The organism is Acinetobacter sp. ANC_7504 (assembly GCF_056779995.1).
The window spans coordinates 101399-120946 of the sequence record NZ_JBWYIZ010000005.1 but is presented as its reverse complement, the minus strand read 5'-3'; the positions used below and the strand labels follow the sequence as shown (position 1 = coordinate 120946).

General features: G+C 40.9%; 13 protein-coding genes and 2 pseudogenes. 2 read left to right on the top strand and 13 right to left on the bottom strand.

Annotation, left to right across the window (positions count from 1 at the left end; all coding sequences use genetic code 11):
• Positions 1-9: 9 nt before the first annotated feature.
• Positions 10-402 (top strand): Na+/H+ antiporter subunit G, encoded by a 393-nt coding sequence (locus AC1M9F_RS07710; protein ID WP_481596121.1) that lies wholly within the window; start codon positions 10-12, stop codon positions 400-402.
• 32 nt (positions 403-434) lie between these two features.
• Here AC1M9F_RS07710 and AC1M9F_RS07705 read toward each other — a convergent pair whose 3' ends face one another.
• The 12 genes and pseudogenes from AC1M9F_RS07705 to AC1M9F_RS07650 all read right to left on the bottom strand — a co-directional run bounded on the left by AC1M9F_RS07705 (position 435) and on the right by AC1M9F_RS07650 (position 15980).
• The gene (locus tag AC1M9F_RS07705) at positions 435-1325 is read right to left on the bottom strand and encodes a metal-dependent hydrolase (RefSeq protein WP_481589148.1); all 891 of its coding nucleotides are present in this window, start codon (positions 1323-1325) and stop codon (positions 435-437) included.
• A gap of 281 nt (positions 1326-1606) precedes the next feature.
• Positions 1607-3028 (bottom strand): FAD-dependent oxidoreductase, encoded by a 1422-nt coding sequence (locus tag AC1M9F_RS07700; protein ID WP_481586737.1) that lies wholly within the window; start codon positions 3026-3028, stop codon positions 1607-1609.
• Between the two features lie 72 nt (positions 3029-3100).
• Positions 3101-7576 (bottom strand): glutamate synthase large subunit, encoded by a 4476-nt coding sequence (gene gltB / locus AC1M9F_RS07695; protein WP_481597471.1) that lies wholly within the window; start codon positions 7574-7576, stop codon positions 3101-3103.
• A 414-nt stretch (positions 7577-7990) separates the two neighbouring features.
• Positions 7991-8836 carry a hypothetical protein gene (locus tag AC1M9F_RS07690; RefSeq protein ID WP_035263987.1) on the bottom strand — a complete coding sequence of 282 codons (846 nt, stop codon included), beginning with the start codon at positions 8834-8836 and terminating at the stop codon, positions 7991-7993.
• 14 nt (positions 8837-8850) lie between these two features.
• Complete coding sequence (gene aroB, locus AC1M9F_RS07685; RefSeq protein ID WP_481597470.1) at positions 8851-9930, bottom strand: 3-dehydroquinate synthase; 1080 nt, start codon at positions 9928-9930, stop codon at positions 8851-8853.
• Between the two features lie 25 nt (positions 9931-9955).
• Entirely contained in the window at positions 9956-10498 is a 543-nt protein-coding gene (aroK, locus tag AC1M9F_RS07680; protein ID WP_035263975.1) for a shikimate kinase AroK, read from the bottom strand.
• 36 nt (positions 10499-10534) lie between these two features.
• Positions 10535-12265 (bottom strand): annotated as a pseudogene (locus tag AC1M9F_RS07675) (type IV pilus secretin PilQ); the annotation flags it as partial.
• Between the two features lie 339 nt (positions 12266-12604).
• Positions 12605-13024 (bottom strand): annotated as a pseudogene (locus AC1M9F_RS07670) (AMIN domain-containing protein); the annotation flags it as partial.
• Between the two features lie 19 nt (positions 13025-13043).
• The gene (locus AC1M9F_RS07665; protein ID WP_481589152.1) at positions 13044-13571 is read right to left on the bottom strand and encodes a pilus assembly protein PilP; all 528 of its coding nucleotides are present in this window, start codon (positions 13569-13571) and stop codon (positions 13044-13046) included.
• The gene (locus AC1M9F_RS07660; protein WP_481597469.1) at positions 13571-14299 is read right to left on the bottom strand and encodes a type IV pilus inner membrane component PilO; all 729 of its coding nucleotides are present in this window, start codon (positions 14297-14299) and stop codon (positions 13571-13573) included. The genes AC1M9F_RS07665 and AC1M9F_RS07660 overlap by 1 nt, the downstream gene beginning before the upstream one ends.
• On the bottom strand, positions 14296-14922 hold the full coding sequence (locus tag AC1M9F_RS07655; RefSeq protein WP_481597468.1) for a PilN domain-containing protein: 627 nt from the start codon (positions 14920-14922) through the stop codon (positions 14296-14298). Before AC1M9F_RS07655 ends, AC1M9F_RS07660 begins: the two co-directional genes overlap by 4 nt.
• Entirely contained in the window at positions 14922-15980 is a 1059-nt protein-coding gene (locus tag AC1M9F_RS07650) for a pilus assembly protein PilM (protein WP_035263966.1), read from the bottom strand. The genes AC1M9F_RS07655 and AC1M9F_RS07650 overlap by 1 nt, the downstream gene beginning before the upstream one ends.
• A 168-nt stretch (positions 15981-16148) precedes the next feature.
• Between AC1M9F_RS07650 and ponA the strand changes: the two genes are divergently transcribed.
• Positions 16149-18674 carry a penicillin-binding protein PBP1a gene (ponA, locus tag AC1M9F_RS07645; RefSeq protein ID WP_481597467.1) on the top strand — a complete coding sequence of 842 codons (2526 nt, stop codon included), beginning with the start codon at positions 16149-16151 and terminating at the stop codon, positions 18672-18674.
• A 32-nt stretch (positions 18675-18706) separates the two neighbouring features.
• Here the strand turns inward: ponA and AC1M9F_RS07640 are convergent, their stop codons facing one another.
• Positions 18707-19513, bottom strand: a complete 807-nt coding sequence (locus tag AC1M9F_RS07640; RefSeq protein WP_481597466.1) for a putative RNA methyltransferase — start codon at positions 19511-19513, stop codon at positions 18707-18709.
• Between the last annotated feature and the right edge of the window lie 35 nt (positions 19514-19548).

Sequence of the window (19548 nt, the reverse complement as noted above, 5' to 3'; positions counted from 1 at the left end):
GAGAACAATATGAATACTCAGCTCATCATGGAAATCTTAGTTTCATTCTTCCTTCTTACCGGTGCCTTCTTTACCCTTGTAGGTGGAATTGGAATCGTAAAGTTACCCGATCTGTTCATGCGTCTGCATGCCCCTACAAAGTCGAGCACACTAGGCTTAGGTAGTTTTTTAATAGCAGCTATGATTTATTCAGCTTTTCATAGTCGCTTTGGGTTTGCTGAACTACTGATTACATTACTTGCCTTTATTACGGCGCCTGTATCGGCAAATTTAATTGCACAAGCTGCATTACATTTACGTTTACGCTCTACATCAGGCGATGTCCCCGAAGCACTAGACCGCCCTCTCCCTTGGCAGCGCCAAAGAAGAATGCGTCAGTTTAATCAAGACTCATCTAAGTAATAAAAAACCTAGCTTTCGCTAGGTTTTTTTTGTTAGCTATATAGTACAGGTTGGGGATGCTCTTGGAAGCCTTCCACTTGATATTCTTCAGCTAATTTTGCCTTCCAATGATTCACGATATCCGTATAGTCAATTTCAGAAGGATGAAAATCTTCTTTGTAATATGATAAATATTCTGGAATTAGCTCGATCATCATTTTAGAAATTAAGTAAATACCATATAAGTTTCCACTGACCTTCGGTAAGCTTTTTCGACGATCTTGCCAAAATAATCGAGTTGCCGAATAAAATGTAAGACTCGCAAAACCTGTGGTTACGCTACGCATAATATTGCGGCGCACTTTGGTATCTTTATATACCGCTTGGTAGACATCAAATGCAACTGCTCGATGCTCGATTTCCTCAATTGCATGCCACACCCAAAGCTTAGTTGCATCTTCATCTAAGGTCGACAGCACTTCAGGATGACGAAGAATATAACCACCCAATAACGCTGTAAAATGCTCAAAAGCACAGGTAATTGCTAACTGCAATTTTGGATGGGTAGTACGAATAAATTCATCGCGTCGCGCTAACCATGCTTGAAAGTTATCAAGTTGATAATCATCACGGCGCCAAGCGTCATTAAATTCCGCATGTGCTTTTGAATGCATCGCCTCTTGACCAATAAAGGCTGCAATCTGCGCTTGTAATTTTTCATCTTTCACTTTATCTCGTACATTACGAACACTATGAACAAAAAATTGTTCACCAATTGGAAAGGTAGAAGAAAGTGCTGTCAACAAATGTGACATGACTGGAGAATTCGCGAAAAAATGGCGTCGAATGGCTTTAGGATTATAATTTAAACGTCGTACGGTAATCCCAATCGCTTTTGGACGATTTAAATAAGATTTATCTTTGGCGATTTGTGTAGTTGTCATTTTAGAGCCTATATGGATATAGCATTTCTTACTCATACTGTCAGAATAAATCAGATTTAATATTGCAAAAATAACCACACAGACAAATAAATTATATTTTTTGCCAATAAAGTCGCAAATTCAATTACAACTCCATTCTCTTTTTTAATTTAATTACATGATTCTTAAGATAGTTCTTAAATTGGATACTTTCGAATATTCAATAAGTGATTGTCAAACAAGTCATGCATATAAATGAAAAATCCTACCGAAGTAGGATTTTTTGTAAGGCGTGTTCTCGTTTAAACATCAAGATAATCTAAAATACCTTCAGCAGCTTGACGTCCTTCCCAAATCGCAGTTACGACCAAGTCAGAACCACGCACCATATCTCCACCGGCAAAGATTTTCGGATTAGAAGTTTGGAACTTGTATTGTTGCTGCTCAGGAGCAACGACACGACCTGAACCATCTAAATTAATACTTACATCATTAAACCATTCTGCAGGGCTTGTACGGAAACCAAAGGCCAACAGCACTGCATCAGCAGGTAAGATTTCCTCTGAACCTGGGATCGGTTCAGGACTGCGACGACCACGACTATCAGGCTCACTGAGTTGAGTCGTCACAAATTTAACACCTGTGACCTTTCCATTCTCACCCACGATTTCGATCGGCTGACGATTGAACTGAAATTCAACACCTTCTTCTCGCGCATTTTTAACTTCACGGCGTGAACCTGGCATGTTTTCTTCATCGCGGCGGTATGCACAAGTGACAGATGTTGCACCTTGGCGGATTGAAGTACGGTTACAGTCCATAGCAGTATCACCGCCACCGAGTACAATAACTTTCTTACCTTCCACACTGATAAATTCTGAAGGATCTTTCTCCCAACCTTGGCAACGATTCACATTGGCAATTAAGAAATCAAGCGCATCATAAACACCTTCCAAATCTTCACCTGCGAAACCACCTTTCATGTATGTGTATGTTCCCATACCCATGAAGACAGCGTCATAATCAGCAAGCAATTGATCAATAGTGATGTCTGTGCCAATTTCTGTATTTAAACGGAATTCAATCCCCATGCCTGTAAAGATTTCACGACGACGTTTCATCACGTCCTTTTCCATCTTAAATTCAGGAATACCAAAGGTCAGCAAACCACCAATTTCTGGGCGCTTATCAAATACGACAGGTTTAACACCATTGCGCACCAAAATGTCCGCACAACCTAGACCTGCAGGGCCTGCACCAATAATCGCGACTTTTTTATCTGTCCATTTGACATGAGACATGTCAGGACGCCAGCCCAATGCAAATGCCGTATCATTAATATACTTTTCAGCATTTCCAATGGTCACCGCACCAAACCCATCATTTAGTGTACATGCACCTTCACACAAACGGTCTTGAGGACAAACTCGACCACACACCTCCGGTAGAGTATTGGTTTGGTGGCAAAGCTCTGCTGCTTGAAAAATACGACCTTCAGCAATCAGTTTTAACCAGTTTGGAATATAGTTATGTACTGGACATTTCCATTCACAGTAAGGGTTACCACAACCTAAACAGCGATGTGTTTGGTTTTTCGCAACTTCAGCTGTAAAGGGTTTATAAATTTCCACAAACTCAGCTTTGCGGACGTTGAGATCTTTTTTCTCTGGATCTTGGCGTGCGACATCCAGGAATTGAAAGTCATTATTAAGGCGTTCTGCCATGTCTCTCTCCGTGGGTAGATGCAGTCTATTGTTAGTTCAGCTGCATCTGCCTATATATCTGCAGTAGTGGAATTATTGAGGATCAGCTTGAGTTGTTTTTAATAAAGTCTGCAAGTTTGCAGCTTTTGGTTTCACCAACCAGAATTTACGGCTGTAGAAATCAAACTCGTTACGGATCTTGTACGCCCAAGCACTACCAGTTTCCTTAATATGCTCATCTAAAATGCGGCTTAAGAACTCTTTATGTTCTTCCATTGATTCGGTCGAAATACGATTAAGCTCGATCAACTCGTGGTTATAATGATCAACAAAGTCATTATCTAAATCAAGTACATAAGCAAAACCACCTGTCATACCTGCACCGAAGTTATGACCAACTTTACCCAGTACCGTCACAATACCACCTGTCATGTATTCACAACAGTGATCTCCAGCACCCTCAATCACCGCGAACGCACCTGAGTTACGAACAGCAAAACGTTCACCAGCTGTACCTGCAGCAAATAATTTACCGCCTGTTGCACCATATAAACATGTGTTACCAATGATCGCTGTTTCTTGTGTTTGGAATGGAGAACCCTTCGGTGGGAAAATTGAGATACGACCACCCGCCATACCTTTACCCACATAGTCATTCGCATCACCCTCAAGCTTGATATGCAGACCACCCGCATTCCATACACCAAGTGATTGTCCAGCAGTACCTGTCAAATTCACTTTAACAGGGTGTGCTTCCATACTTAAGTTACCATAGCGACGAGCGATCTCACCTGAAACACGTGCCCCAATAGAACGGTCACAGTTACCAATGCTAAAACTGTATTCACCACCTGTACCAGCTTCAATCGCAGGCAATATTTCTGCGATCATAGACTCAGCCAAAACACCTTTATCAAATGGTGCATTTCCTTCGACTTCGCAATATTGAGCTTTGCCTTCAGCAGCTGGATGTGATTCAAGTAAAGCACTTAAATCTAGGTGAGCATGCTTATCTGTTTCACCAGGTAGCATTTCTAGTAAATCGGTACGACCAATCAAGTCTTTCAAACTTGATACACCTAATGCAGCCAACCACTCACGTGTTTCTTCAGCAATAAAGGTGAAGAAGTTAATGAGCATTTGTGGTTCACCGATATAGTGCTCTTGACGCAAATGATCTTGCTGAGTCGCTACACCAGTCGCACAGTTATTTAAGTGGCAGATACGGAGGTATTTACAACCCAACGCAATCATTGGTGTAGAACCAAAACCGAAGCTTTCCGCACCTAAAATAGCTGCTTTCACGACATCTAGACCCGTTTTTAAACCACCATCCGTTTGAACGCGAACTTTACCACGCAAATCATTTACACGAAGGGCTTGATGCGCTTCAGAAAGACCAAGCTCCCATGGCGAACCCGCATGATGAATCGAAGACAATGGCGATGCTGCTGTACCACCGTCATAACCAGAGATGGTAATAAAGTCAGCATAGGCTTTTGCAACACCCGCAGCAATCGTACCCACACCTGGCTCGGATACCAGTTTTACAGAGACCATCGCTTGAGGGTTAACTTGTTTTAAATCAAAAATTAACTGCGATAAATCTTCGATTGAATAAATATCGTGGTGCGGTGGTGGAGAAATTAATGTCACACCCGGTACAGAGTAGCGTAAACGTGCAATTAAGCCATTCACTTTACCACCTGGCAACTGACCACCTTCACCCGGTTTTGCACCTTGTGCCACTTTAATTTGCAGTACTTCTGCAGAAGTTAAGTAAGCAGGCGTTACACCAAAACGACCTGATGCGATTTGTTTGATTTTTGAGTTCCGGATTGTGCCGTAACGCGCTGGATCTTCACCCCCCTCACCTGAGTTCGAACGACCACCAATTGTATTCATTGCAATGGCAATCGCTTCATGTGCTTCTGGTGATAATGCCCCTAAAGACATCCCTGCAGAGTCAAAACGCGGAAGAATCGCTTCTACAGATTCAACTTGATCCAGTGGAATTGAATTTTCTGTTTTGAGTTTAAATAAATCACGAATGGTTGCCACTGGACGATTATTTACAAGCTCAGCATATTCTTTGAAATCTTCATATTTCCCAGAACGTACAGATTTATGTAGAGCATTAATTACATCAGGATTAAAAGCGTGATATTCCTTATCAAATACAAATTTCAGCAAACCACCTTGCTCAATTGGCTTACGTGATTTCCAAGCGGTTTCTGCTAATTTTTTCAAATCATTTTCAAGATCAACAAAAGTAGCACCTTTAATACGGCTTGGAACACCTGTGAAGCATTTATTAACAACTTCTTCAGATAAACCGACAGCTTCAAATAACTGCCCACCACGATATGAAGCAACAGTCGAAATACCCATTTTTGAAAGGACTTTCAGCAATCCTTTTTCAATCCCTTTACGGAAATTCGCTTGTGCATGAATCGGATCACCTAACAACTCACCTTTCGCAATTAAATCATTAATGACGTCATATGCAAGATATGGGTAAATTGCTGTTGCGCCAAAGCCAAGCATTACGGCAAACTGGTGTGGATCACGCGCTAAAGCTGTTTCAACAATAATGTTTGCATCTGTACGTAAACCTGCATGGATGAGGTAATGGTGGATAGCACCCGTTACCATCGCTGCATTGGCTGGTAAGAACCCTTCACGGATTTTCTTATCTGAAATCACCAATAGGGTTTTGCCATCACGAATTGCTTGCGCTGCTTCTTCACAAATACGTGTAATCGCGGCTTCTAGACCTTCAGTCTCTGCATAGTTTAGATCAATATCTGCAATCTCATAGCCCTTACGACCTAAAGTGCGAATTTGATGCATTTTAGAGTTTGACAGTACAGGACTTGAAATAATTAATCGATCCGCATGCTCTGGACCTTGTTCAAATACATTTTGTTCACGACCCAAACATGTTTCTAAAGACATTACGATCGATTCACGTAATGGATCGATTGGTGGGTTAGTTACTTGAGCAAACTGTTGACGGAAGTAATCTGTTACATGGCGTACTTGACGAGACAATACTGCCATCGGCGTATCATCGCCCATCGAACCTACTGCTTCTTGACCACTTTCAGCGATTGGACGTAATAACTGATCTCGCTCTTCAAATGTCACCATAAACATTTTTTGCGCTGCTTTTAAAGCATCGCCTTTTAAGCCTTGATCACATAGATATTCTTCTAACTCAGGGCTGCCTTGGATACGCACTGAATTTTCACGCAACCATTGACGATAAGGACGCATTTTTTTCAGATGATTACTGACGTCTTTAGTATCCAGCAATTTACCAGTGAAAGTGTCAATGACTAAGATCTGACCTGGTCCAACACGACCTTTAGAGACCACATCTTCTGGTTCATAACCCCAGACACCAATTTCTGATGCAAGTGTGATGTAACCATTTTTAGTAATTACCCAACGTGCAGGACGTAAGCCATTACGGTCAAGCATACAAATCGCATGACGACCATCTTGAATCACAAGACCTGCTGGCCCGTCCCATGCTTCCATATGTTTAGAGTTGAACTCATAGAATGCACGTAAATCAGCATCTAAAGTTTCAACGTTTTGCCATGCTGGTGGAACGAGCATGCGTAGTGCACGGAATAAATCCATACCTCCACCAACCAAGATCTCGAGCATGTTGTCTAAACTTGAAGAGTCAGAGCCAGTACGATTTACGATTGGGTTGAGCTCAGTTAAACCAGGTAAGAGCGGGTTTTCAAACTTTGGTGTACGTGCCATCGCCCAGTTACGGTTTGCTGTAATGGTATTAATTTCACCATTGTGCGCTAAGTAACGGAAAGGTTGTGCCAATGGCCAACGTGGCAATGTATTGGTTGAGAAACGCTGATGGAACACTACAATGTGTGATTCCAAACGTGGATCAGCTAAATCTGTATAAAAATCTGCAATCGCTTCAGGCATCATTAAGCCTTTATAAGAGATCACAGTTGAACAAAGTGTTGTAACGTAGAATGAACTATCTTGACTTAATTTTTGTTCAGCACGACGTCGAGCCAAGAATAACTTACGGTTAAACTCAACTTCTTCAACACCCATTGGACAGTTAACAATTACTTGTTCAAAAGCTGGCAAAGACTGCATCGCAATTGAGCCTAATGCTTTATTATTGGTTGGCACTAAGCGCCATGCAATTACACGCAAACCTTCTGATTCGATTTCTTTAGTCAGCACTTGTTTTGCATGTGCAGCAATTGCAGGATCTAGGCTAAGAAAAACTGTACCTACTGCAAAAATTTCACTGAGTGTAATATCACTTAAACGTTTTGCTTCTTCACGGAAGAATTGCTTAGGCATAGCCAACAGTAGACCACATCCATCACCCGTCTTACCATCTGCAGCAATACCACCGCGGTGCGTCATACAACTTAAACTATGAATCGCGGTCTTGACCAAGTCATGACTCGCATCACCTTGCATATGGGCGATTAATCCGAAACCACAGTTATCTTTAAACTCATCCGGTTGGTATAGACCTTTAGCGGGAGCTACAGTATTAGGCGATGGCATGTGCATAGCGTACCCTTCATCAACATGGCCCTCATTGGGCAAAACTTATCTATTCTTCAAATACGATTTCTTTATAAAACAAAGACATGATTCTGTATGTCTTTCGTTATTGAACGTCTTTTCTGATTTAATTTCACAAATGTACGAGACGATTTGCACCCATTTAAAGCAGATCAATTTGACTAAATCGCACACTAAATTAAGGTCTTCGCTCCAAAATAGGGACAATTTACTTAATCAGCGCACCAATAAAAGCAAAATCTATGCCAATATTTATTTATTCCGTGCAAGCGTTTTATTTCAATTATTTTGTCATTATTAACCGAAAAGGCACCAAATTAGAACCACTTTATCGCACCAATGATGTGCAAATTTATTATGCTTTCGTTTAATTTTGCGCCATTTTATACCATTTTAATTAAATGGATCACTAATTTGAGCCTCTTGATTCCGTTTATCCGTATTATTCTTTGAATTATCGCTCGAAATAGGGTCAACATTCGATTGCGAACGTCTCACATCAACCACATTTCCTGACTGATCTTTTCTTGTAATAGTCACATTGGTTGTTGCCTTAGCAGGATCAGCCACAGGGGTTGGCTTAGGACGAACCAGCAATGACTCATCAATCAATGGTACCGCTGCAGGTCGTAATTTAATTTCGTATAATTTTGCAGTTGTTAGTTCTTCAGAACCCATGTCATTGACTTGACCCACAAACTGATTAAAGCCAGCAACTTTAGGCGCTACAGAAGGTGGTAACTTTAAATCCAATCCATTTAAAGTTGTCTTGGCAGCACCTTCCCCCATAAACAGCCCATAACCCAAAATGTACTGTTCAACTTGATCCTCACCACTCAAACGAAAATAAATGTATGGTTTACGATCAGTTTGCTTATTAAGAAAACTTTTAATTACATCTTCATTGGTAACGCGAAATAGTTCGATAAAATAATTATTTTTATTGTCTTGAATAAACTTTGTGCCTCTAAATTCAGGCAAATGGTTTCCTGAAGCCACTTTACGCGCAGTTAATTCCAAAGGTCGCACTTGATCAGTCAGCCCGCCCAAATAATTTGTTGCTGCCACCTTTTCAGGTTGAATCTGGACTTGAGTTTCTTCAATTTGCTTAGACTGAGTAACCAACTCTTTGCTATCAGTCAAAATCCAGAATACAAAAGATGCGACTAAAAACAGTATGCCACCGATCAACCAAATATATTGTTGCGCTGTGCGTGGGGATGAGTGGCGTACCGTCATGAGAAAACCTAAGATTATGCTTGATTACGTAAAATCGCTTGTTTCATTAATTCCACATCAAACTCTTTGGTAATTACTGCTTGCCCTAGCGACTTCAAGAGCACTAAACGTAATTGACCATTCAGGACTTTTTTGTCATGAGACATATATGCCAAAAATTCATCAAGTGGAATTTGAGGACATTTTATCGGTAATTTCGCACGTTGAATGATAATTTTTGTACGTTCAAGGTCAGCTTCTGTGATCCACCCCATTAAATAAGATAAATCTGCCGCCATCACCATTCCCGTCGCCACAGCCTCACCATGTAACCACTCACCATATCCCAGATAAGATTCAATTGCATGTCCAAAGGTATGACCTAAATTCAGTAATGCACGCTCACCCTGTTCTTTCTCGTCATTGGCCACAATTCGCGCTTTGTGTGCACAAGAGCGGTAGACTGCTTCAGCAAGTAATTCTGGATGTTGGGCAACGAGTCCATCCATGTTTTCCTCAAGCCATGCAAGAAAATCAACATCTCCTAATAGGGCATACTTAATGACTTCAGCCAAACCTGCTGATAACTCACGCTCAGGCAATGTTTTAAGTTGCGCCATATCCGCAAGTACGACCTGTGGCTGCTGGAATGCGCCAATCATGTTTTTGCCTAATGAGTGGTTGATTCCAGTTTTACCGCCAACGCTCGAATCGACTTGCGATAGCAGCGTGGTCGGGACTTGAATAAAATACACTCCGCGTTGGAAACAAGCTGATGCAAATCCAGCCATGTCACCAATCACCCCTCCACCCAAGGCAAGCACTGTACAATCGCGGTTAAATCCTGCCTCAAGCAAGGCATCAAAAATTAAATTCAAATGTTCAATATTTTTATAACATTCACCATCAGGTAGAACACATGTCCCAACTTTTTTACCTAAACCTTTCACAGCTGATACATAGTGATCTAAATACAACGGTTTAACCGTTTCATTGGTGACAATCATGACCTGTTGCCCATGAATATAGGGTTCAAGTAATTGTTGCGGATCTAAATCACTACCAATGAAAATAGGATAACGGCGTTCACCGAGTTCAACGAATAAGGTTTGCATGATGTTATAAGCCAATAAAACAAATTTAATTCAATTCTTTTGCGACAATCACATTAAGAATACGTTGTGCCAAATCACGCGCTGCGCCTTGATTCGTTTCAATAATATGATGTGCAACTTCACGATACAGCGGATCACGAATATTCAATAATTCACGTAATTTCTGTTCAGGATTTTCGACTTGTAATAAAGGTCGATTTTTATCACGGTAGGTTCTTTGAAGTTGTATTTCTACGGGAGTATAAAGGTAAATCACAATACCTCGATCTTTTAGATAAGATCGATTAATCGACTGAGTAACTGCACCGCCACCCGTCGCAACAACTAAATTTTGTTTTGATGTTAAATCATCAATTACCAGTGATTCACGATGTCTGAATCCCTGTTCACCCTCTTTCTCAAAAATCCATGGGATGGTCGCCCCAGTTTTTCTTTCTATCTCATGATCACTATCAAGAAACTCTCGATGAAGTAAATCTGCAAGATGTCGACCAACGGTTGTTTTACCAGCTCCCATGGGCCCTACCAAATAAATATTCGGTAGGGTTTCAAACTCTTTGCTTGGCAAGGAGTCACCTATTGAATTGCTTTCATTGAAACTATATTAATTGTTTCTAGTTTGCCTGTCATTAACAATTCTTGGTGTCACAAAGATTAATAACTCACGCTTATTCTCTGTTTTACTGTCTTTTCGGAATAGACGACCAACAGCAGGAATATCACCAAAGAAAGGCACCTTGGTTTGGTTAAAAATCGTTTCTTGCTCGAAAATACCACCTAGCACCACAGTTTCACCGTTGTTCACAAGCACATTGGTATCAATTTGATTTTTATTCAAAATGATTTCCCCATTCTGTGCATAACCTGCTGGTGAATCACTGGTAATGTTCAATTTCATTTGAATTTTACCATCAGGCGTAATACTTGGTGTTACCTCTAAGCTTAACAACGCTTCTTTAAAGGAAGTCGTCGCCGTTGCAGCACCACCTGCAGTTTCAGTGGTTTGGTAAGGGATTTCCTGACCTGAAGCAACTTTCGCTTGTTGCTTATCAGCAGTGAGAACTTTAGGGGTAGAAATAACTTCACCGTAGCCATCAGCTTGTAGTGCCGACAACTCAAGGTCCAGCATAAAATCAGACATATTGATTAAACCAAATGCAATTTTACCTGCAGCCCCAGCCACACCTAAATCCACATTTAAGTTATCAGGACGTTGAATATTATAACGACCATCCTCACTTGGTGATTTTAAATCCCACAGCGTTTGATCACTACCACCAACCAAAAGATCATTATTGGTTGCAACACCTTTCGATACTACCCCCCATTTCACACCCATTTCTTTAGTGAAATCTGTTGTCGCGCGTACAATACGAGCTTCGATCATGACTTGTTTTACAGAAACATCCAATAAATCAATCATCTTGCGAATTTGATCAATTTTTTGAACTGTATCATTAATGATCAATGTATTAGTGCGTGGATCAATTGAAACTGTACCACGTGGACTTAATAATGACCCGACACTGTCCCCCAATGGGTCAGTTGTTGAGTTTGTATTATTACCATTGGATGAACGGCTGTTACGACCTTCAGTAATCAACTTTTCAATATCTTCAACTTTGGCATAGCTCAATTGAATATATTCGGTTTGTAATGGTGCTAATTTCACACTTTGTGCAATGGCTTTCGCCTCTTCTTCTTCGGCTTTAATCAATTCTGGAACAGGTGCAATCCAAATCACGTTTCCGTTGCGACGCTTATCCAAGTTCTTGGTTTTCATTACAATATCAAGCGCTTGATCCCAAGGCACATCTTTTAAGCGTAATGTAATATTCCCTTGAACTGAATCCGAAGTCACCATATTAATGCCGGTAAAATCAGCCAACAATTGTAATACGCGGCGCACTTCAATGTCTTGGAAGTCGAGAGAAATCTTGTTACCTGTATATTTAGGTGTACGATTTTGGCTGCTTAAGCCTTTTTTCTCTTCTGGGCGTTTTAAACTGATCGTTAACTTACCATCTGTTTGATAAGCCATATATTCGAAGCTACCACTCGACTGAATGGAAATTACACCATTCGATTTATCATTATAAGCGTCTACTGTAGAGACAGGCGTGGCAAAATCATTAACGTTTAAACGGCGCACCAAATGCGATGGAATTTTGTTACCGAGGAAACGCACCACAACTTTGCTACCTTGCTGTTGTACATCTACTGGTGTATCTGCTGTTTTTAAATTCAGTACAACTTGTCCCTCACCTGCACTACCGCGCTCAAAACCAATATCTTGCAGTCCTTGTTGTACTGCTTGATAAGCGACAGGTGCTGGCGGTGTATACGCAACAGGCTGCTGATAAACAGGAGCTACTGGAGGTGGTACAGGTGCTGCAACTTGCTGACGAACCACTGGTGCAGGTGGAGCGGCAGGTCTTAAAACCGTAGGCGTTGGTGCAGTTGGTTTCAATACCTGCTGTGCTGCAACAGGAATCACAGGTGTTGGCGTTACAGGTGTCGTTGCCACAGTTGTAGCCGCAACAGGTGTAACGTTATTCGTCAGATTAGGACGTATGACTGGCTTTAAAACACTTGTTTTAGGCGCTGGTTCTGCTGCTTTGGCTTGTGTAACCTCTGGCGCCGCTGGTGTTGCCACTTTCGCAGAGTTTGGATTATTTATTTTTAAAATAAAGGTATTGCCTTCAACACGTGTCGTGTAGCTCCCCTTCTGCGTTAAATTGACAGTTAACCGTGAACGCTGATCATTAGAAATGACTTCCACTGAGTTTGCTTCAGTGGTCGACACAGGTATTTTAGTATTCGCCAGTGTTTGACCTGCCTGCATAAAATCCAAAACGAGTCGAGATGGATTTTCCAATTGATACGACTGTGGCTGTGGAGGTAATCCGTTAAACATGACACGGATTTCTGTTCCTTGACCTGGCACCTGCAAAGGCACAATATTGGTCATCGTAGTTTTAGCCGCCGCTGCCTGCATAACAGCTATAGAAACAGTGGTCATAGCGAATTGACGAAGAAAACGGTTCATATACTGTCGATCCCCACCCCAAAAATTTTGCATACTCTTTTTCATTGTTATTCCTTAACTCGTCTTAACCAACAGGCCCAAGCAACACTAAGCTTCTCGGTCTTTCGATATAACCATCTCGACCATCTGAAACAATTTCAATCAGATCGATTTGAGTCGGCGTTATCTTCACGATGCGCCCTTGGTTCATCCCCATGTAATTACCACGTTGCACACGCTCAATCTCACCATCAGGGGTTTGAATCAAAGCGAGAATCTGGCCATTGTTACGTTTTAAACTTCCTTTGAAGTTTAACGTTTCCAATGCATAGCTTTCTAAAGGCTGTGGTTGACGATTAAAATTAGGATAAACACGTTTACCCGACATGATTCTTAGCTCTGTTGCCAATGAGTTTGGCAAGAATGGACTTCGAAGTTGATGTGCCGAGTAAAGAAAGTTTGGAACTGGATTAAATACAGGTGCCGGTTCTATGGGTAAAGGCGGCTGGCTACGAATATTCGCCATTTCTTGATTGACCGCATCAATACGCGAATCACATCCCACCAAAGTCGTTGCAATAATTAATCCGCACAAAAGCTTAAATGATTTCATTATTGTCCTCCTGCTGGCATATCAGCTGGTGGAACAACCGCTGAACCTACCGTATCTTCAGTCGATGCAACATAACGATATGTTTTGGCTTTTAATGAATAATTGATCAGTGGAATATCAGATTTTTTATCTGTACTTGGCGTCGCTGTAATCACAAAATCATGTAAGGTCACGATACGCGGTAAAGACGCAATTCCACTCACAAAACGCCCAAATGAATGATAATCACCTGTCGTTTCTATCGAAATTGGCTGCTCAATGAAGAATTCTTGAGCCACTTCATTTTCGAGACGGATATTTTTAAATTTGAGCCCTGAATTCACACCTGTTAAGTTGATGTCCTCAACTAAACTTGGAATTTCTGTTTCTTTTGGCAATTGTTGTAATTGCTCATTGAAATTCATTTCCATTTGTTGCAACTGTGCTTGGTATTGCTGCAAATTACGGAGCTTAGAATCCTTTTCTTTAAACTCTGTCAGTAAATTTGCCTCTTGTGCTTTAGCAAGATCAATGGATTCAAGTTTTGGTTTAATCACCAAAAAGTAACCAATAGCACAAACAAATAGGAAAATAAAAATCCAACAGGTAATTTTTACAGACAGTGGCCAACTACCGTAGTTATTGGAGTCCAAAGTATTAAATTGCTGAAAGAACTTTTCAACAGTCATGGACTTCTTTTTAGGTACAGTGACATCTGAATCAAAATCATTTAAATCATTACGACTCATGGTGCACCTCCCACATTATTCGCGTCCATCTCTGATGTCGGTTGAGCAATTGTACCCAAGTCGACAGTCACGATAAATGTACCGTAAGACTCTTCAACTCGAGGGATTACCGAACTTGGTGCTTTTTCCTTCACTTCTGGCGCAGCCAAGAATGAATTCATAAATGCATTTCGGTACCACTGGGAAGCTTCTAAACCACGTAATAACTCTGCTACCGCATTCGGACTTTCAGCTTTACCTTCGATGGTAAATTTATTACCAGTACGGGTAAATTTCGTCAGATACACTGTTTCAGGAACAACACGTACCAATTCATCTACTAAACGCACAGTAACAGGTCGTTGACCTTCAAGACCTTGAATCAGTTTCATCCGCTCAATCACTGCATTTCGACGTTCTTGCAATCCTTCCAAGGATTTTAATTGAACGTCTAAACTTTGATTGGTGCTTACAATAAGTTGGTTTGCTTGTTCTTGGTCTTGCAATTTATGATTCAAGAAGAACCAAGCTGCTAAAACCGATAAAATCGCAAGTAATACCACTGCGATACAGATATAAACAAATTGCTTTTTTCGCTGTTCTCTTAGCTCTTCGCGCCAAGGGAGTAAATTAATTTTAGCCATTAATCAAAACTCCTCAATGCCAAGCCACACGCCACCAATAATGATGGTGCATCATTTTCTATTTTTTTCAGGTCGATTTGAGGAGAAAAGCCCATTTGTAAAAATGGATTAGCAATAGTGACGCGATATCCCAATTTTTGTTGCATCATTTTTGCAAGACCTGGGATATTGGCATTACCACCCGCCAATAAAATATGATCAATCTCGTTAAATTGAGAAGAAGAGAAAAAGAACTGTAATGAACGCGCTGCTTGTTGAATCACTGCATCAAGGAATGGCATTAAAACTTCTGTTTCAAAGTCATCTGGTAAGGTGTTGTCTTTTTTAGCACGCCCAGCTTCATCATAAGATAAGCCATAACGATTTTGCACATCTTGAGTCAATTGCTTACCGCCAAACACTTGTTCGCGCGTGTAAATAATTTTGCCATTTTGCATAACGGATAAAGTCGTCATGGTATGACCAATATCAAGAACACCAACAAGATTTGCACCAATCGGCAATGTATCTGCAAAGACTTCAAAACTACGTTCCAGTGCATAGCTTTCAACATCGGCAACTTTTGGGGTAAGCCCGACCAAATCCAATACTTCAATACGAGAGTCCACGTTTTCAGTACGTGTCGCAACGAGTAAAACGTTCACTCTGTTTGGATTGTTTAATCGCTCAGGAAGCACTTCAAAGTCTAAACTGACTTCGTCAAGTGGGAATGGTATATATTGCTCAGCATCCATACGAATCTGAACTTCACGCTCATCATCGCTCATGTCGGCATCCATCTCGATGACCTTGTGAATCACCATAGACGTAGGCACTGCAAAAGCAGCATTCGTTGATTGCGGATTTGCAATATTAATCGCGCGCTCTAAAGCATCAGCCACGTTATCCTGATTGAGGATGTTTTTTTCAACAACACTCCCATCAACCAATGGACTTAACCCGTAACTTTCAACCCAATAGCGACCGTTTTTAACTGATAGCTCTAATAGCTTAACAGAGGTCGAACTAACATCTACCCCCACTAACCCCTTATTTGGCTTACGATATAGTCTAAGCACAATGCAATTCCTATTATTTTTTTGTCCCCAACAACAGCACAATACAAACTAACTACACTTGGTCTAATTTTTTTGCGGATATAATAACTCAACTAACATTCTGTTAAATGAGAAGCTATACTGACCTTCTATTAGTTTGCCTTTAGCACCTATTAAAACTTACTTGTTATGAAAAAGCTATCTTGTTGTGGACAGATTCACCCTTTTTTTTTGCTGATTATCATTATCTTAGTCACAATTCCAATGGGCTTTTATGGAATGTATCTCTATATTGCACCATCTTTGCCAGAGATGACTGCTTTTAAGAAGGCTCCATTATTAAAACCGCTGCAAGTTTATACAGCAGATAACCAATTAATCGCAGAATATGGTGGCAAACTTTCTGTTCCAGTTGAATATGAGCAAATCCCACAAGATTTTATTCATGCTTTTTTAGCTGCAGAAGACTCTTCTTTTTTTGAGCATAGCGGTATTAGTTTTAAAAGTTTAGGACGTGCAGTCAGTGAATCGATCACGGGTTCTGACATTCAAACTGGTGGTTCTACAATTACCATGCAGGTGGCTAAAAACTATTATTTAACACCAGAACGGACTCTCAAGCGCAAACTCACCGAAATTTTCTTAGCACGTAAAATTGAACAAAAATTATCTAAAGAAGAAATTCTTACTCTCTACGTCAATAAAATTTTCCTCGGTAAAAATGCTTATGGCATCGCCGCAGCAGCAAAAATTTATTACAACAAGAATTTAGACGATCTTTCAATTGCCCAAATGGCAATGATTGCAGGATTACCTAAAGCACCCTCTAAGTATAATCCTGTGGCCAATCCTGAACGTGCGTTAGAACGTCGCAATTGGATTTTAGGTCGTATGCTACAGTTGGGTTATATTAGTCAAATTGAATATGAAGATGCAGTATCAGAGCCTATCGCTTTGGACATGCCTGATCGCGGTATTAACAATAAATTCCCTTATGTCGGTGAAATGGTTCGTTCTGAACTCGTCAAAAAATTTGGCGATCTCGCGATCGATTCAGGATATAAGGTTTACACCACTATTGATTACAATCGTCAAGCCTTTGCCGAAGAAGCAGTTCGTATTGGTTTAGAAAGTTATGACCGTCGTCATGGATGGCGTGGCCCAGAAGCCCATGACAAACCCTTAAAAGACTTTGTACCATTTGCAAACACCTACCCTGCTGAAGTCACTAAAGTTTTAAGTAATTCTTTTGAAGCAACTTTACAAGATGGTTCATCAGTCACTGTTCCTTGGTCTGGCATGTCTTGGGCGAGAAGCTATCGCAATGCCAATAGTGTGGGTGGTGCACCTAGCAATGCCTCACAAATTGTAAAAGTCAAAGATATTGTTCGTCTACGTCCAAATCAAAATCGTAGTATGTGGTCCTTGGTACAGGTGCCTCGTGTACAAGGTCAGTTAATTGCACTTAACCCAAATGATGGTTCCATTGTCGCGATCGTTGGTGGATATAATTTTTATCAATCGAAATTTAACCGTGCACTGCAAGGTTGGCGTCAACCTGGCTCTATTATCAAACCATTTGTCTACTCGCTTGCACTTGAACGAGGTATGACACCGCATACCATGGTTAGTGATAATCCCATTACCATTGGTAAATGGTCACCACGCAATTCTGATGGGCGCTATCTGGGGATGATTCCATTACGTCGGGCTTTATATTTGTCACGTAATACTGTCTCTGTTCGCCTTTTACAAACAGTCGGTCTAGAACGTACTCGCCAATTGTTTATGGATTTTGGTTTGCAAGATGATCAGATTCCACGTAACTACACGATTGCATTAGGAACACCTCAAGTACTCCCTGTTCAAATGGCAACAGGCTATGCCGCAATTGCCAATGGCGGTTTCCGCGTGCAACCTCACTTCATTAGCCGTATTGAGGATGCTTACGGCAAAGTGATTTATCAAGCCAATCCTGAATACGCATGTATTTCATGTATTAAATCTCAGAAGCAAGATACAACCTCTGCTGAAGCAACAACACCAGACGACGAAATTATTGAAGTTACCAATCAGTCTTTAGAGGATAAGCAACCCACTTTAACCGATGAAGAGCGTAGCCAATATCGTCAAGCACATCGAATTTTAAAATCCAGTTCAGCATTTGATATGGCGAATATTTTACGAGACGTAATTCAGCATGGTACTGGTCGCGCAGCATTAAAAATTGGTCGTGGTGATTTAGGAGGTAAAACAGGAACAACCAATGATGCAAAAGATGCTTGGTTCGCTGGCTTTAACGGCAATCTAGTCGCAGTTTCATGGGTAGGTTTCGACCAACCGACTACGCTAGGTCGTCGTGAATATGGGGGTATCGCTGCTCTTCCAATTTGGAGTGACTTTATGGAGAAGTCGCTTGCCAATACACCATATGCTTGGGTAAGTTTAGATAAAAATGCAAAAGCTCCTTTAACTCGAGAACAACGTGGTCGTGTACATACATTAAACCATGAGCAAAAAGATAAAACTCCACCTTTAGCTCGTCCAATTTATCGCCCTGCTCCAGTGGTAGCACCAACGAATGATCGCGATTTTGATGATCTACCAGATACCGATCAACCGTTAACTCCGACGTCGTCGACACCACCGGATATGAATTCAACACCACAAGTTAAACGAGATTCAATCGAAAATTTGATTGATCAAGTTCAATAACCAAAATAATGCCCTCTAAAAGAGGGCTTCTTTTAACTTTTCTTTTTTAAAATATAGATCTGAAACTCTGCACTCAGTTCAAATTTTTCAACTTGCTCTAATTTCTCACGCCGTTCAGGCTTGGCCTTATAAGCATATGGCGTCATTTCGATAAGACACTTTAGGTCATTTTGGTTCAACACCAATGGTGCCTGAATTAAGCTTTCATCAATTAACTCAAAGTGCTCGCTCAACTGCTCTACAAATTTATGTGGCTCATGTGCCTTAACTTCTTCAAATAGTGCTTCTCGCATTTTATATAAATGTTGTGGACCTGGGGTAACAACCATTAAATACCCCGATGGTTTTAATACACGTAATATTTCCGCCTCGGGAATAGGACTAAATAAACTGGTACATAAATCGATAGTCTCGCTTAAAACAGGCAACACAGCCCCCGTACCCACAACCCAAGTGACATTTTGATTTAATTTTGCTGCTACCTGAACTGCAGTTTTAGCAATATCTACCCCTACAACTTGTATCGCTTCAGCTTCCATTGCATTGGTGTAATATCCTTCACCGCAACCAATATCTAGAAGATTTTCAATACGTAATTCTCGTATTTTAGCAACGACAGCTTGCTGTAATGGCGCATAGAATCCCGCTGATAAAAATGACCGTCTAGCTTGAACAGACTCGGGGGTATCCCCAGGATTTTTACTATGTTTATGCTGTACGACATGCAAATTCACATAACCTTGCTTTGCAATATCGTAACTATGATTACTCTTGCAGCGCCATGTTTTCCCCTCAAGCGCCAATGCCTCGCGACAAACAGGACACATCAACAGATTCATCATTTTCTCCAAAAAATTTTAGCGATGAAAAAAGC

Excerpts from the sequence above, each read along its gene's own strand:
- AC1M9F_RS07705 (WP_481589148.1), bottom strand. The coding sequence starts at position 1,325 with ATGACAACTACACAAATCGCCAAAGATAAATCTTATTTAAATCGTCCA.
- AC1M9F_RS07640 (WP_481597466.1), bottom strand. The coding sequence starts at position 19,513 with ATGAATCTGTTGATGTGTCCTGTTTGTCGCGAGGCATTGGCGCTTGAG.
- ponA (WP_481597467.1), top strand. The coding sequence starts at position 16,149 with ATGAAAAAGCTATCTTGTTGTGGACAGATTCACCCTTTTTTTTTGCTG.
- AC1M9F_RS07700 (WP_481586737.1), bottom strand. The coding sequence starts at position 3,028 with ATGGCAGAACGCCTTAATAATGACTTTCAATTCCTGGATGTCGCACGC.
- gltB (WP_481597471.1), bottom strand. The coding sequence starts at position 7,576 with ATGCCATCGCCTAATACTGTAGCTCCCGCTAAAGGTCTATACCAACCG.
- AC1M9F_RS07660 (WP_481597469.1), bottom strand. The coding sequence starts at position 14,299 with ATGAGTCGTAATGATTTAAATGATTTTGATTCAGATGTCACTGTACCT.
- AC1M9F_RS07690 (WP_035263987.1), bottom strand. The coding sequence starts at position 8,836 with ATGACGGTACGCCACTCATCCCCACGCACAGCGCAACAATATATTTGG.
- aroB (WP_481597470.1), bottom strand. The coding sequence starts at position 9,930 with ATGCAAACCTTATTCGTTGAACTCGGTGAACGCCGTTATCCTATTTTC.
- AC1M9F_RS07655 (WP_481597468.1), bottom strand. The coding sequence starts at position 14,922 with ATGGCTAAAATTAATTTACTCCCTTGGCGCGAAGAGCTAAGAGAACAG.
- AC1M9F_RS07710 (WP_481596121.1), top strand. The coding sequence starts at position 10 with ATGAATACTCAGCTCATCATGGAAATCTTAGTTTCATTCTTCCTTCTT.
- AC1M9F_RS07665 (WP_481589152.1), bottom strand. The coding sequence starts at position 13,571 with ATGAAATCATTTAAGCTTTTGTGCGGATTAATTATTGCAACGACTTTG.